The 13930-nt window shown below is 70.3% G+C and carries 9 protein-coding genes; 3 read left to right on the top strand and 6 right to left on the bottom strand.

What is annotated here, in order from left to right:
* Positions 1-18: 18 nt before the first annotated feature.
* The 3 genes from AB5J51_RS24410 to AB5J51_RS24400 form a co-directional block, all read right to left on the bottom strand.
* On the bottom strand, positions 19-4989 hold the full coding sequence (locus AB5J51_RS24410; RefSeq protein ID WP_369778642.1) for an NAD-glutamate dehydrogenase: 4971 nt from the start codon (positions 4987-4989) through the stop codon (positions 19-21).
* 353 nt (positions 4990-5342) lie between these two features.
* Entirely contained in the window at positions 5343-6044 is a 702-nt protein-coding gene (locus AB5J51_RS24405; protein WP_240805718.1) for an HAD family hydrolase, read from the bottom strand.
* The gene (locus AB5J51_RS24400; protein WP_136227498.1) at positions 6041-6541 is read right to left on the bottom strand and encodes a hypothetical protein; all 501 of its coding nucleotides are present in this window, start codon (positions 6539-6541) and stop codon (positions 6041-6043) included. The genes AB5J51_RS24405 and AB5J51_RS24400 overlap by 4 nt, the downstream gene beginning before the upstream one ends.
* Before the next feature lie 302 nt (positions 6542-6843).
* Here AB5J51_RS24400 and AB5J51_RS24395 point away from each other — a divergent pair, with 302 nt between their 5' ends.
* Entirely contained in the window at positions 6844-7224 is a 381-nt protein-coding gene (locus AB5J51_RS24395; RefSeq protein ID WP_136227497.1) for an Rv3235 family protein, read from the top strand.
* Positions 7225-7322: 98 nt separating this feature from the next.
* Here AB5J51_RS24395 and secA read toward each other — a convergent pair whose 3' ends face one another.
* Positions 7323-10094: a preprotein translocase subunit SecA gene (gene secA / locus AB5J51_RS24390; protein ID WP_053784908.1), complete on the bottom strand. Its 2772-nt coding sequence runs from the start codon at positions 10092-10094 to the stop codon at positions 7323-7325.
* 226 nt (positions 10095-10320) lie between these two features.
* On the opposite strand from secA, the gene AB5J51_RS24385 reads away from it, so the two are divergent.
* Together AB5J51_RS24385 and AB5J51_RS24380 are read left to right on the top strand one after the other, a co-directional pair.
* Positions 10321-10944 (top strand): GNAT family N-acetyltransferase, encoded by a 624-nt coding sequence (locus AB5J51_RS24385; RefSeq protein WP_369778641.1) that lies wholly within the window; start codon positions 10321-10323, stop codon positions 10942-10944.
* On the top strand, positions 10941-12101 hold the full coding sequence (locus tag AB5J51_RS24380) for a winged helix-turn-helix domain-containing protein (protein ID WP_053784910.1): 1161 nt from the start codon (positions 10941-10943) through the stop codon (positions 12099-12101). Before AB5J51_RS24385 ends, AB5J51_RS24380 begins: the two co-directional genes overlap by 4 nt.
* 21 nt (positions 12102-12122) lie before the next feature.
* On the opposite strand, the gene AB5J51_RS24375 is transcribed toward AB5J51_RS24380, so the two are convergent.
* Together AB5J51_RS24375 and hpf are read right to left on the bottom strand one after the other, a co-directional pair.
* Positions 12123-12824, bottom strand: coding sequence for a response regulator transcription factor (locus tag AB5J51_RS24375; protein WP_030300047.1), 702 nt, complete (start codon positions 12822-12824; stop codon positions 12123-12125).
* A gap of 199 nt (positions 12825-13023) precedes the next feature.
* Positions 13024-13719, bottom strand: a complete 696-nt coding sequence (gene hpf / locus AB5J51_RS24370; protein WP_053784911.1) for a ribosome hibernation-promoting factor, HPF/YfiA family — start codon at positions 13717-13719, stop codon at positions 13024-13026.
* Between the last annotated feature and the right edge of the window lie 211 nt (positions 13720-13930).

Below are 13930 nucleotides of genomic sequence, written 5' to 3'. Positions count from 1 at the left end.
CCAGGCGGAGCGCAGCGACTAGGCGTGGGCCCGCAGCAGCGAGCGCATCGTCCGCATCGCCACGGACAGGTTCGCCAGGTCGAAGTCGTCCGATCCCCGGATCTCGTCCAGGGTCGTCCGGGCCCGGCTGATGATCGCCGCGTTCTTCTCCTCCCACGCCTTGAAGCGCTCCTCGGGAGTCGAGTCGCCGTTGCCCACCGCCAGCACGTCGGCGGTCAGCGCCGCGTGTGCCGCGAACAGGTCCTCGCGGATGGAGGCGCGGGCCATCGACTGCCAGCGGTCGGCCCGGGGCAGCTCGATGATCCGGTCCATCAGCTGCGTGATGTCCAGGCGGTCGGCGAGGTCGTAGTACACCTCGGCGACACCCAGCGGGTCGACGCCGGTGCGGTCCGAGATCGCGACGATGTCCAGCGTCGGGAAGGCCGAGGAGAACCCGGCGACCTTGGCCGCCAGCTCCTCCGGCACGCCCTCGCCGATCAGCTCGTCCATGATCGACTGGTACCACTCGAGGTCGGCGCCCCGCACCAGCTTGGGCAGCTCGGACCAGACCGTGCTCACCCGGTCGGAGAAGAGCTCGATGGTCTCGGTGATCTGGAGCGGCTGCGGCCGGTTGTTCAGCAGCCAGCGCGTGCCGCGCTCGACCAGGCGCCGCGAGTGCAGCCGCACCCGGGTCTGGACGTCGGCCGCGACCTTGTTGTCCAGCGCCTCGACCGCGTCCCACACCTCGGCCAGGCCGAAGATCTCGCGTGCCGAGAGCTGCGCCCGGACGATCTCCTCCGTGGAGGCCCCGGTCTCCTCGCGCAGCCGGTGCAGGAAGGTCGAACCACCGGTGTTGACGGTGTCGTTGACCAGCAGCGTCGTGATGATCTCGCGGCGCAGGGCGTGCGTGTCGATCTGCTCGGGGAACTTCCCGCGCAGGGCGGCCGGGAAGTACGCGTGCAGCAGGCGGCGCAGGTACGGGTCGTCCGGCAGCTCGGTGGCGATGAGCTCGTCCGCCACCGTGATCTTGGTGTAGGCGAACAGGACGGCCAGCTCCGGCTGGGTCAGACCCTTGCCGTTGTTCAGCAGCTCGCGGATCTGCCGGTCGGGGGGCAGGAACTCCAGGCTCCGGTCCAGCAGGCCGGCCGTCTCCAGGCGGCGCATGAAGCGCTGCTGGGCGTGCAGCAGGCTGGGGGCCTGGGCGATGCCGTTGGCCAGGGCCACGTTCTGCGCGTAGTTGTTGCGCAGCACCAGGTGGCCGACCTCGTCGGTCATCTCCGCCAGCAGCTTGTTGCGCTGCTTGACGGTCATGTCCCCGTCCGTGACGACCGAGTTGAGCAGGATCTTGATGTTCACCTCGTGGTCGGAGGTGTCCACGCCCGCGCTGTTGTCGATGGCGTCGGTGTTGACCTTGCCGCCCTCGCCGCCAACGCCGATCCGGGCGAACTCGATCCGGCCGAGCTGGGTCAGGCCCAGGTTGCCGCCCTCGCCGATGACCTTGGCCCGGACGTCCCCGCCGTTGACGCGGATGGCGTCGTTGGCCTTGTCGCCGACGTCCGTGTGCGTCTCGGTCGACGCCTTGACGTACGTACCGATGCCGCCGTTCCACAGCAGGTCCACCGGGGCCTGCAGGATCGCCTTCATCAGGTCGGCCGGGGTCATCTTGGTGACGCCCGCCTCGATCCCGAGGGCCTCGCGGACGTGTGCGTTGACCGGGATGGACTTCGCCGAGCGCGGGTGGATGCCGCCGCCCGCGGAGAGCAGCTCCGCCTTGTAGTCGGCCCACGAGGAGCGCGGCAGCTCGAACAGGCGTCGGCGCTCGGCGTACGAGGTCGCCGCGTCCGGGGTCGGGTCGAGGAAGATGTGCCGGTGGTCGAACGCTGCGACCAGCCGGATGTGCTCGGAGAGCAGCATGCCGTTGCCGAACACGTCGCCGGACATGTCGCCGACGCCGACGACCGTGAAGTCCTCGGTCTGGGTGTCGTGGCCGAGCTCGCGGAAGTGCCGCTTGACGGACTCCCAGGCGCCGCGGGCGGTGATGCCCATGCCCTTGTGGTCGTAGCCGGCCGAGCCGCCCGACGCGAACGCGTCGCCCAGCCAGAAGCCGTACGACTCGGCGACGCCGTTGGCGAGGTCGGAGAAGGTCGCGGTGCCCTTGTCGGCGGCGACGACGAGGTAGGTGTCGTCCTCGTCGTGGCGGACCACGCCGTTCGGGGGCACGACCGCGCCGCCGACCATGTTGTCGGTGATGTCGAGCAGCGCCGAGATGAAGATCTTGTACGAGGCGATGCCTTCGGCGAGCCACGCGTCGCGGTCCACCGACGGGTCCGGCAGGTTCTTGGCGACGAAGCCGCCCTTGGCGCCGACCGGCACGATGACGGTGTTCTTGACCATCTGTGCCTTGACCAGGCCGAGGATCTCCGTACGGAAGTCCTCGCGGCGGTCGGACCAGCGCAGGCCGCCTCGGGCGACCTTGCCGAAGCGCAGGTGGACGCCCTCGACGCGCGGGGAGTACACCCAGATCTCGTAGGCCGGGCGCGGGGCCGGGAGTTCCGGGATGGCCTGCGGGTCGAACTTCATCGACACGTACGCGTGCTGCTCGCCCGCGTCGTTGAGCTGGAAGAAGTTGGTGCGCAGGGTCGCCTTGATCAGCGTGAGGAAGGACCGCAGGATCCGGTCCTCGTCCAGCGAGGCGACCTGGTCCAGGGCCCCGTCCAGCTCCTCCAGCATGGCGTCGATGAGCTCGGTGCCGGCGGACTGGCGGCCGGGCGACAGCCGCGCCTCGAAGAGCGAGATCAGCAGCCGGGTGGTGTGGACGTTGTTGCGGAGGGTGTCCTCCATGTAGTCCTGGCTGAAGTTCACGCCGGCCTGGCGCAGGTACTTGGCGTACGCGCGCAGCACCACGGCCTGGCGCCAGGTGAGCCCGGCGCTCAGCACCAGGGTGTTGAAGTTGTCGTTCTCGGCGTCGCCCTGCCAGACCGCGGAGAAGGCGTCCTGGAAGCGCTCGCGGGCGTCGTCACCGAGATAGGTGGCGTCGCCGTTGCCGGCGGGCAGCGGCATCCGCAGGCCGAAGTCGTAGATCCACGCGTTGGTGCGGTCGCTGCAGCGCAGCTCGTACGGGCGCTCGTCGGTGACCTCGACGCCCAGGCGCTGGAGCACGGGCAGCACCGCGGACAGCGAGACCTGCTCACCGGTGCGGTAGATCTTGAACCGGCGCTCGCCGGGCGCCGCGCCGACCGGCTCGTACAGCGACAGGGCGAACTGCCGGTCGCTGGCGGAGAGCCGCTCGAGGTGGCAGAGATCGGCCACGGCCGCACGCGGCGAGTGGTCGGCCTTGTAGCCCTCGGGGAAGGAGGTGCCGTACTTGCGCAGCAGCTCGGCGGCGCGCTCCTCGCCCAGCTCGGCGACCAGGGCCTCGCCGAAGCCGTCGGCCCAGGAACGGGCGGCCTCGACCAGGCGGGTCTCGAGGCGCTCGACGTCGGCGTCGGTCAGCGCGGGCAGCTCGGTGCCCTGCGGGACGCGGACGACGAAGTGGATGCGGGAGAGGATCGACTCGGTGTTCCAGGCGGTGAAGTCGACGCTGCTGCCGCCGAGCTCCTCCCTCAGGATGTCCATCAGGCGCAGCCGGACGCCGGTGGTGAACCGGTCGCGCGGCAGGTAGACGAGCGCCGAGTAGTAGCGCCCGTACTCGTCCTGGCGCAGGTACAGCCGCAGCCGGCGGCGCTCCTGGAGGTACAGGACGGAGGTGGCGATCTCGCGGAGCTTGTCGACCGGCGTCTGGAACAGCTCGTCGCGCGGGTAGGTCTCCAGGATCTGCAGCAGGTCGCGGCCGTCGTGGCTGCTCGGCGAGAAGCCGGCGCCTTCGAGGACCTCCGCGACCTTGCGGCGGATGACCGGGACGCGCCGCACGGACTCGGTGTACGCGGCGGAGGAGAACAGGCCGAGGAAGCGGCGCTCGCCCACGACGTTGCCCTCGGCGTCGAACTTCTTGACGCCGACGTAGTCGAGGTACGAGGGGCGGTGCACGGTGGAGCGGCTGTTGGCCTTGGTCAGCACCAGCAGGCGGTGCTCGCGGGCCTTGGCGCGGGCGTCGGCAGGCAGCCGGTTGAAGGACGGCGAGACCGGGTGGCCGTCGTCCTTGCCGCTGTGGTGCGGGTCGGAGCGCAGGATGCCGAGGCCGGTGCCGGGCACGGCGGCCAGCGAGTCGCCGTCGACCAGGTTGTACTCGCGGTAGCCGAGGAAGGTGAAGTGGTCGTCGGAGAGCCAGCGCAGCAGTTCACGGGCCTCTTCGAGCTCGTACTCGCGCAGGTCCGGGGCGACCGGCTCGTCGGGCAGGGCGTCGGCGATGCGCAGCGCGGCGTCGCGCATCTTCTCCCAGTCCTCGACGGCCTCGCGGACGTCGGACAGGACGCGCTTGAGATCGTCGTTGATCTGCTTCAGGTCGGCGCGGTCGGTCTCGCGGTCGATCTCGACGTGGATCCAGGACTCGACGAGGGAGTCGTGGGGGCGCGCGGTCTTGGGGCCGTGCGCGTCGCAGTCGGGGCCGAGGATCTCGATCAGCTTGCCGGTCAGGTCACGGCGGACGACGACCTGCGGGTGGATCACGACGTGGATGCCGCGGCCCTGCCGGGACAGCTCGTTCGTCACGGAGTCCACGAGGAACGGCATGTCGTCGGTGACGACCTCGACGACCGAGTGGCTGGACGTCCAGCCGTTCTCCTCGACCGTGGGGGTGTGCACGCGCACGTTCGCGGTGCCCTGCGGCCGGTTCTCGGCGAGACGGAAGTGCGAGAGCGCCGCCCCGAACACGTCGACCGGGTCCCGGTCGAGGAGGTCCTCCGGGGCGGTGTGCAGGTAGTAGCGCTGGAGGTAGGCGAGAGTGGTGTCCCGGTCGGGGCGCTCTCCCTGCTCGGCCCCAGTCGGAAGTAGCCCCCCGGCCGGGCTGTGCTCAGCTACCCGGGCCGCCCGCGCGAGCAGCTCGGCCTTTGCTTCGTCCAGCTTGGTCTGCATGTCCTCTGGCTCCTGTCGCGCGCCATTGCGTGACGTAGGTGAAGGAAGGAATGGCATGGCGCCGCGACGCGGGGTGACCGCAGGGGATCGGCGCTCTGCCGTGATGTGAGGCGGCCGGGAAGGAACTGGCCATGATCGGCTGCGGCTCCCGGCAGCAGGGATCAGCGAAGGCCCGGGCACGGTCGTGCGCCGGGCGCTGGCCGGAGGCGTCAATGCCTCCGATGACTATCGCGCTGATCACGGGTACCAGGCTATCTCGCCGGACCCCCTGTCCGTCACGCACCGGATCTGTACAAAAGCAGGTCCCGAACTTTGACGTTGTGCGCAGTGACGGGGGCATATTCGGCACGTATTTATTCGGCCAGTCGGCGAGCAGCGGATACGGCTTCTGCCAGCGTGTCGACGACGGCGACACCCGCCGATTCCAGACTGCGCCGGCTGTGCGAACCACCCGTGTAGAGGACGGCTCTCGCACCCACGTGCGCAGCGGCCAGGGCATCGTCCACGGCGTCCCCGATGAGGACCGTACGGGCGGCGGTCACCCCCGTCTGCTCCAGTGCCGCCAAATGGCGTACGAGATGCCCTGCCTTGCTCGTGTGCGAGGGGCCGGTACGGCCGTCGACGCGCAGGAAGTGCCGGTCGATGCCGTGCGCCTGCACGAGCGGTACGAGCTTCTCGTGGGGCGCCAGGGAGAGCAGGGACTGCGTGAGCCCGTCGGCCTGCCAGTCGCGCAGGAGCTCGCGGGCACCTTCGGTGAGCCCGGCGGCGTCGGCGGCGGCCCAGTAGTGGCGGTGGAAGGTGGCGTCCATGACCTCCCACTCGGCGTCGGTGGGCAGCCGTCCCATCAGCCGCTCGTAGAACTTCGGGACGGGTACGACGTACAGCTCGCGGTAGCGCTCCAGGGTGATCGGAGCGAAGCCGAACTCGGCGAAGGAGGCGTTGGTGGCGACGATCACGGCGTCGATGTCGTGCAGCAGCGTGCCGTTCCAGTCCCAGACTATGTGGACGGGGGCGGCGGGGTCGGCCGGGGTGGCCGGGGTACCGGAAGCGATCACTTGAGCAGCCCCGGGATCTCCTGGACGCCGAACCACAGCAGCTCGTGGTCCTCGGCGCCGTCCACGGTGAACTGCGCGTCGTCGTCCCCGCCGTCCGCGGCCCCGAGGGCAGCGGCGGCGGCCGTCACGTCGTCCAGGGCGTCATCGGCGTCCACGTGCACGGCGGCGGCCACGGAGAGGCGTACGGCGGCGGCGAGGGTCACCTGGCCGAGGGTGGCCTCGTCGACCCCGGGGGTCGCGGCGGCGGCCTTGTCGTCCACGTCGACGGCGACGACGACGCGCTTGCGCGGGGCGGCCGCGTCCTCGGCGAGCATCCGGAGGGAGGCCGCGGCGGCCCGGCCGAGGGCGGCGTACTCCAGCTCCTCCAGGTCGTCCGACACGTACCACTCCCGCAGGCCGGGCGTGACGGCGTACGCACGCAGCGGGGCGGGGCCCAGCTCACCCGCCTTGTGCGCCTCGGCGAGCCCGGGGAGGGTCAGGGGGACGTACACGCGCATGGCCGGCTGCTTTCGGTAGTCGGAAACGCCCTCAGGATACGACTTGACCGAACTCCGCCGGGTGACGGCTCCGGTCCCCCTTCGGGCTCCCGTCCGCCGCCCGGATTCCGTCCACCGCGCGCCGCTGTGAGGCGTGGCGACCGGCCGGGGGCCGCGCGGCGCCCACCCGGATAGGTGAACGGGTCCCGGCCCGCGCGGGCCCCGCGGACGCCGTTGCGGAGGGTGGTCACGGACCGTAGAAGTCCCCTACCAAGTTACCGCCCGGTACCGCTCCGGGCCCGGACTTCTCGGGGACGACCGCCATGACCAGGACCAGGAACACCACCCGGCCCCCCGGCCGCCACGACCAGCGCCGCCCCCGCATGCCGCGGGGCCCGCACGACTGGTTCGCGGAGCGGCTGCTGGCGGTGGTCAGCGGCCAGCGGCCGGTCCACTCGCTGCTGGGCCACACGGTCGGCCCGGCCTACGACCAGTTGGTCATCCTGGCCCCCACGGCCCCGTTGCGGGACCGGCTGCGCCCGGTCCTGCGCCAGTGCGGCCGCTTCCACCCGGGCCCGGGCGTGATCGAGGCCTTCGCCCGCATCACGACGGGCGACCGCGTCTCGGCGATGGCCTTCCGCCTGGAACAGGGCCCGGACCTCCGCTGGCGCTGCGCAGCCATCGAAATGGCGCCCCTCCCGTGACCGGGTCCCGGGGGCTCGGCTCGGGGCCCGGGAAACGCCGCGGGGCCGGACACCGTGTGCGGTGTCCGGCCCCGGCGGGGTGCCCGTGGGGGCAGGGGTCACTTCTTGCGGCGGCGGCCGCCCGCGGCCTTCTGGGCCTTGCGGCGCTCGGCACGCGTCATCCCGTCACCGGCCTCGTCGGCGTCGAAGTCGCCCTCGACGACCCCGCCCTCGCCGTCCACCGTCGGCGCCGAGAAGTGCAGCCGGTCCGGCCGCTGCGGAGCGTCCAGCCCCTTGGCCCGGATCTCCGGCTTCGTCAGCGACGGCGCCGCGTCCTGCACCGGAACCTCCTCGACCTGCTGCTCGACCTGGACCTCCAGGTTGAACAGGTAGCCGACGGACTCCTCCTTGATGCCCTCCATCATGGCGTTGAACATGTCGAAGCCCTCGCGCTGGTACTCGACCAGCGGGTCCTTCTGGGCCATCGCCCGCAGGCCGATGCCCTCCTGCAGGTAGTCCATCTCGTACAGGTGCTCACGCCACTTGCGGTCCAGCACCGACAGGACCACGCGCCGCTCCAGCTCGCGCATGATGTCGGAGCCCAGCGCCTTCTCGCGCGCCTCGTACTGCTCGTGGATGTCGTCCTTGACGGACTCCGCGATGAACTCGGCGGTGATGCCCGCGCGGTCGCCCGCCGCGTCCTCGAGCTCGGCGACCGTGACCTTGATCGGGTAGAGCTGCTTGAAGGCGCCCCACAGCCGGTCCAGGTCCCACTCCTCGGCGAAGCCCTCGACCGTCTCGGCCGCGATGTACGCGTCGATCGTGTCGTCCATGAAGAAGCGCACCTGCTCGTGCAGGTCCTCGCCCTCCAGGACGCGGCGGCGCTCGCCGTAGATGACCTCGCGCTGGCTGTTGAGGACCTCGTCGTACTTCAGGACGTTCTTGCGCGTCTCGAAGTTCTGGGTCTCGACCTGCGACTGGGCCGACGCGATCGCGCGCGTCACCATCTTGTTCTCGATCGGCACGTCGTCCGGCACGTTCGCCATCGACATGACCCGCTCGACCATCTGCGCCTTGAACAGGCGCATCAGGTCGTCGCCCAGCGACAGGTAGAAGCGGGACTCGCCCGGGTCGCCCTGACGGCCGGAGCGACCGCGCAGCTGGTTGTCGATGCGGCGCGACTCGTGCCGCTCGGTGCCCAGCACGTACAGCCCGCCGAGCGCCTTGACCTCTTCGAACTCGGCCTTCACGGCCGCCTCCGCGCGCTTCAGCGCGGCGGGCAGGGCGTGCGCCCACTCCTCGATGTGCTCTTCCGGGTCCAGGCCCTGCTGGCGCAGCTCCGCCTCGGCGAGGTCGTCCGGGTTGCCGCCGAGCTTGATGTCGGTACCACGGCCGGCCATGTTCGTGGCGACCGTCACGGCGCCGCGGCGGCCGGCCTGGGCGACGATCGAGGCCTCGCGCTCGTGCTGCTTCGCGTTGAGCACCTCGTGCGGGATGCCCCGCTTGGAGAGCTGCTGCGAGAGGTACTCGGACTTCTCGACCGAGGTGGTGCCGACGAGGATCGGCTGGCCCTTCTCGTGCTTCTCCGCGATGTCGTCGACGACGGCGGCGAACTTCGCGACCTCGGTCCGGTAGATCAGGTCCGGCTGGTCCTTGCGGACCATGTCGCGGTTGGTCGGGATCGGGACGACACCGAGCTTGTAGATCTGGTGGAACTCGGCGGCCTCGGTCATGGCCGTACCGGTCATGCCCGACAGCTTGGTGTAGAGGCGGAAGAAGTTCTGCAGGGTGATCGTGGCGAGGGTCTGGTTCTCGTCCTTGATGTCCACCCCTTCCTTCGCCTCGATCGCCTGGTGCATGCCCTCGTTGTAGCGGCGGCCGGCGAGGATACGGCCGGTGTGCTCGTCGACGATCATGACTTCGCCGTCGATGACGACGTAGTCCTTGTCCTTCTTGAACAGTTCCTTCGCCTTGATGGCGTTGTTCAGGTAGCCGACGAGCGGGGTGTTCACCGACTCGTACAGGTTCTCGATGCCGAGCCAGTCCTCGACCTTGGCGACACCGGCCTCGTGGATGCCGACGGTGCGCTTCTTCTCGTCGACCTCGTAGTCGCCGGTCTCCTCGATGCCCTTGAGCGGCTGGCCGGCCTCGCCCTTGGTGAGGCGGGTGACCAGCTTCGCGAAGTCGGCGTACCACTTCGTGGCCTGGTCGGCCGGGCCGGAGATGATCAGCGGGGTACGGGCCTCGTCGACCAGGATCGAGTCGACCTCGTCGACCACGGCGAAGTTGTGGCCGCGCTGCACCAGCTCGTCCGCCGACCACGCCATGTTGTCGCGCAAGTAGTCGAAGCCGAACTCGTTGTTCGTCCCGTACGTGATGTCGCTGCTGTACTGCTCCCGGCGCTGGGCCGGGGACATGTTCGCCAGGATGCAGCCGACCTCGAGGCCGAGGAACTTGTGCACCCGGCCCATCATCTCGGAGTCGCGCTCGGCGAGGTAGTCGTTCACCGTGATCAGGTGGACGCCCTTGCCGGACAGCGCGTTCAGGTACGCGGGGAGCGTGCCGACGAGGGTCTTGCCCTCACCGGTCTTCATCTCGGCGACGTAGCCGAGGTGCAGCGCGGCGCCGCCCATGATCTGGACGTCGTAGTGCCGCTGGCCGAGGACGCGCTTGGCGGCCTCGCGGACGGTCGCGAAGGCCTCGGGCAGCAGGTCGTCCAGGCTCTCGCCGTCCTGGTGGCGCTGCTTGTACTCGTCCGTGAGCGCCCGCAACTCGGCGTCGGAGAGGTTGACGAAGTCCTCTTCGATGGAGTTGACCTGGTCCGCGATGCGGTGCAGTTTGCGCAGGATCTTGCCTTCGCCTGCACGCATGAGCTTGTTGAAGACGGACACCGAGGTTTGTCTCCTTGCCGGTCGGGCCTGGCACTGGTTCGTACACGGGCACGGAGGGTGGGCCCCACCGCAACGGCCATCGTAAGCGAGGACGCGGTCGCGTCGGGAGGTCCGCACCTTCCGCAGGGCGCGAGCGCCCGGAATGAGAACGTACGGGAGCCGCCGAAGGTGCCGGGGCAGACGAAAAGTGTTCGCCCCCGGCACAGCGGCGAACCAGAATCACCCCATGGAGCCCACCACCCTGAACACCGCCCGTCTGGAGCTGCGCCCCTTCGGCCCGGCCGACGAGGACGAGGTCTACGCGGCCTGCCAGGACCCCGACATCCAGCGCTGGACCATGGTCCCCTCCCCTTACGCGCGCGAACACGCCCGCGGCTTCGTCGGCGAGTTGGTCCCGGGCGGCTGGCGCGAGGACACCGCCTGCTCCTTCGCCGTCCGCCTCGGCCCCGGCGGCCCGCTGGTCGCGGCCGTCGGCGTCCACGTGCACGAGGTCTTCGGGACGAAGGCGTACGAGATCGGCTTCTGGGCGGTGAAGGAGCACCGCGGGCAGGGCTTCATGACCGAGGCGGTGAGCGCCGTCGCCCGCTGGGCCTTCACCGAGCTGGGCGCCGCCCGTCTGGAATGGCGCGCCGAGGTCGGCAACACCGCCTCCCGGGCCGTCGCCGAAAAGGCCGGCTTCCGCATGGAGGGCCTCCTGCGGGCCTCCCTGCACCGCGCCGACTCCGTCCACGACTCCTGGGTCGGCGCCCTGCTCCCCGGCGACCTCGGCATCACCCCCGCCGTGCCCTACCTTCCGTCGGGCTCCCGTACGAGCCCGCTGTCAGTGGAGCCGCCTAGGCTGCAGCCATGACCTTGATCTCGCTGTCCGCCGACGAGGCACGCCGGATCGCCCTGCGCGCGCAGGGCTTCCTCGGGGCGCCCGACCGCCGCGGCGGGGTCCGCGGGGTGCTGCGGCATCTGGGGGCCGTCCAGCTGGACACGATCTCCGTGCTGGCCCGCTCGCACGAGCTGATCCCGTACGCCCGGCTCGGCGCGGTGGGCCGGGATGCCGTGGAGAAGGCGTACTGGTCGGACCGGCACGCCTTCGAGTACTGGTCGCACGCGGCCTGCATCCTGCCGATCGAGGAGTGGCCGCACTTCGCCTTCCGTCGCCGGATCAAGCGCGCGCACGGCTACCGCTGGCACAAGATGAAGGACAAGGAGGCCTCCTGCCGCCTCGTCCTGGACCGGCTGCGCGCCGAGGGCCCGCTGACCTCGACCGAGCTGGGCGGCGCCAAGAACGGCGGCCCGTGGTGGGACTGGTCCGAGACCAAGATCGCCGTGGAGTGGCTGCTGGACGCCGGCGACGTGGTCGTCACCGAGCGCCGCGGCTGGAAGCGGCTCTACGACCTCCCCGAGCGGGCGGTCCCGGACGCGCTGCTCCACGACGACATGGACGACGCCGAGTGCCTGCGCCGGCTCGTCGCCCTGGCCGGGCGCTCCCTCGGCGTCGGCACCCGCGCCGACATCGCGGACTACCACCGCCTCAAGGGCGAGCAGGTCGACGCGGTGATCGCCGACTCGGGCCTGGTCCCGGTCGAGGTCGAGGGCTGGGGCAAGCCGGCCTGGGCCGACCCCGCAGCGCTGGCGGCGGCTCCCCGGGGGCGCCACCGCACCACCCTGCTCTCCCCGTTCGACTCGCTCGTCTGGGACCGCCCACGCACCGAGCGGATCTTCGGCTTCACGCACCGGCTGGAGGCGTACGTCCCCAAGCCGAAGCGGATACACGGCTACTTCGCGATGCCTTTGCTGGCCGGCGGACGGCTCCAGGGCCGCGTCGACCCGGCCCGCGAGGGCGGCACGCTGGTGGCCCGGCAGCTCTCCCTGACCAGCCCCAAGGCGGCCCGCCCCATGGCGGAGGCGCTGCGCGAGGCGGCCGGCTGGGTCGGCTGCGACACCGTCCGCATCGAGCGCGCGGGCTCTGCCGAGGAGGCGGCCGCCGTCACCGCGGAGCTGGCCGCCCTCTGAGCCCGCACCCGGGGGCGGGCCTCAGCGGATCTCGAGGATCTTCTCCCGCATCGCGTAGACCACGGCCTCCATCCTGGAGTGCAGCTGCAGCTTCTCCAGGATGTTGCGGACGTGGTTCTTCACGGTGTTCTCGGAGATGAACAACTCCTTCGCGATGTCGCGGTTGTTCATCCCCGTCGCCACCAGCTTCAGCACCTCCAGCTCGCGGTCCGTCAGCCTCGGCGCCGGCACCAGCCGCCGCTCGTCCGTCCGCTGGATCATCGACTTGAACTCCGTCAGGAGCTTCGAGGCCATCGACGGACTGATCTGCGACTGCCCGTCGGCCACCGCGCGGATCGCCGTCGCCACCTCGTCGGTCGAGATCTCCTTCAGGAGGTATCCGGTCGCACCCGCCTTGATCGCGTCGTAGAGGTCCGCCTCCTCGTCGCTGATCGTCAGCATGATGATCTTCGCGGAGGGGGCCACCTCCTTGATCGAAGTGCACGCCTCGATACCGCCGCGCCGGGGCATCCGCACGTCCATCAGCACGATGTCCGGCAGCAGGTCCGCCGCCTTGTCCACCGCCTCCGCGCCGTCCCCCGCCTCACCGACGACCTGGATGTCCTCCTCCTGCGCGAGGACGATCTCCAGCCCGCGCCGGAACAGGGCGTGGTCGTCGACGACGAGCACCCGGATCGGCTCGCCGCCCTCATCACCGCGCACCGGCCCGAAGCTGTCCGCCATCGTTCCTCCCCCTGCATGTACCGAGCTGCCGTGCCAACCGGACGGCAAAGCGCGCCGGTTGACTGCCCGCCATGATTCCATGCCCGCGCCACCCGGCGGGGAGCCTGCGACAGCCATCTGGCGCATACGAGTCATACAGAGGCCCCCGGAGACGCTGCTGCGTCCCCGGGGGGCATTCACCGAAATTCAGGACGCGGCGTCAGCCGCCGAGCGCCCCGCCCGCGCCGGCGCCGGGCTCACCCGAGCTGGAGGCCTGGTCGGAGTTGAGGTGGATCACGCCGTAGTCATAGCCGTGGCGCCGGTAGACGACGCTGGGCATCTTGGTGTCGGAGTCGACGAACAGATAGAAGTCGTGGCCGACCAGTTCCATTTCGTACAGAGCCTGGTCGAGCGGCATGGGTGCTGCTGAATGCGTCTTCTCGCGGACGATGAGCGGGCCTTCGCCCTGTACTTCCAGCGATCCGATCCGGGTGGTCGGGATCGCCTCCGCCTTCTCCCCCGTGAACAGCTCGCCGTTCCCGTTCAGCTGGGCCACGCCCGGCACCACGTCGGCGACCTCTGCCGCCGAGAGCCGGCCGTTGCCACGGCGGGTGTAGCGCTTGTCGTGCTGCTTGCGCAGCCGGGCTTCAAGCTTCTCCTGTGCCAGGTCGAGCGCCGCATACGGGTCCGCTGCGGCGGCCTCGGCACGGATCACCGGGCCCCGCGAAATCAGGGTGATCTCCACGCGGTCGGAACGGTCGGCCTGGCGCGGGTTGTGCTCCTTGGACACCTCGACGTCCAAGCTGATCACCTTGGCGTCGAGCTTCTGGATCCGCTCCGGATTCAGCTTCTCGGCCACGTGCTTGCGGAACCGCTCGGGCACCTCGGTCTTGCGGCCCTTGACGACGATGTCCACGCAGAACTCCGTTCCCGGATAGCTCCGCCTCATGGGGCGAAGCGTCTCCCTTTCGCACCAGGCCCCGGTGAACACCGGAGCCCCGGACTTGGCGACTTTCACCTCCGAAACGTGCGATCCGATGCGTGTAGCCAGGACTCGCCAGTTCCTTACAACCGAACATATCCCTCCATGCCGGTTGTCGGCACCCGCTACCGGACCGTACCTCCGT

Origin of the sequence: Streptomyces sp. R33, from assembly GCF_041200175.1 — a bacterium.
GTDB classification, from domain to species: domain Bacteria; phylum Actinomycetota; class Actinomycetes; order Streptomycetales; family Streptomycetaceae; genus Streptomyces; species Streptomyces katrae_B.
Note: the sequence above shows the minus strand (reverse complement) of the source record. Positions and strands in the feature narration are given on the sequence as shown.

What these genes read in the sequence shown, in the direction of transcription:
- AB5J51_RS24410 (WP_369778642.1), bottom strand. Translation starts at nt 4,989, where the DNA reads ATGCAGACCAAGCTGGACGAAGCAAAGGCCGAGCTGCTCGCGCGGGCG.
- AB5J51_RS24400 (WP_136227498.1), bottom strand. Translation starts at nt 6,541, where the DNA reads ATGCGCGTGTACGTCCCCCTGACCCTCCCCGGGCTCGCCGAGGCGCAC.
- AB5J51_RS24395 (WP_136227497.1), top strand. Translation starts at nt 6,844, where the DNA reads ATGACCAGGACCAGGAACACCACCCGGCCCCCCGGCCGCCACGACCAG.
- AB5J51_RS24385 (WP_369778641.1), top strand. Translation starts at nt 10,321, where the DNA reads ATGGAGCCCACCACCCTGAACACCGCCCGTCTGGAGCTGCGCCCCTTC.
- AB5J51_RS24380 (WP_053784910.1), top strand. Translation starts at nt 10,941, where the DNA reads ATGACCTTGATCTCGCTGTCCGCCGACGAGGCACGCCGGATCGCCCTG.
- AB5J51_RS24375 (WP_030300047.1), bottom strand. Translation starts at nt 12,824, where the DNA reads ATGGCGGACAGCTTCGGGCCGGTGCGCGGTGATGAGGGCGGCGAGCCG.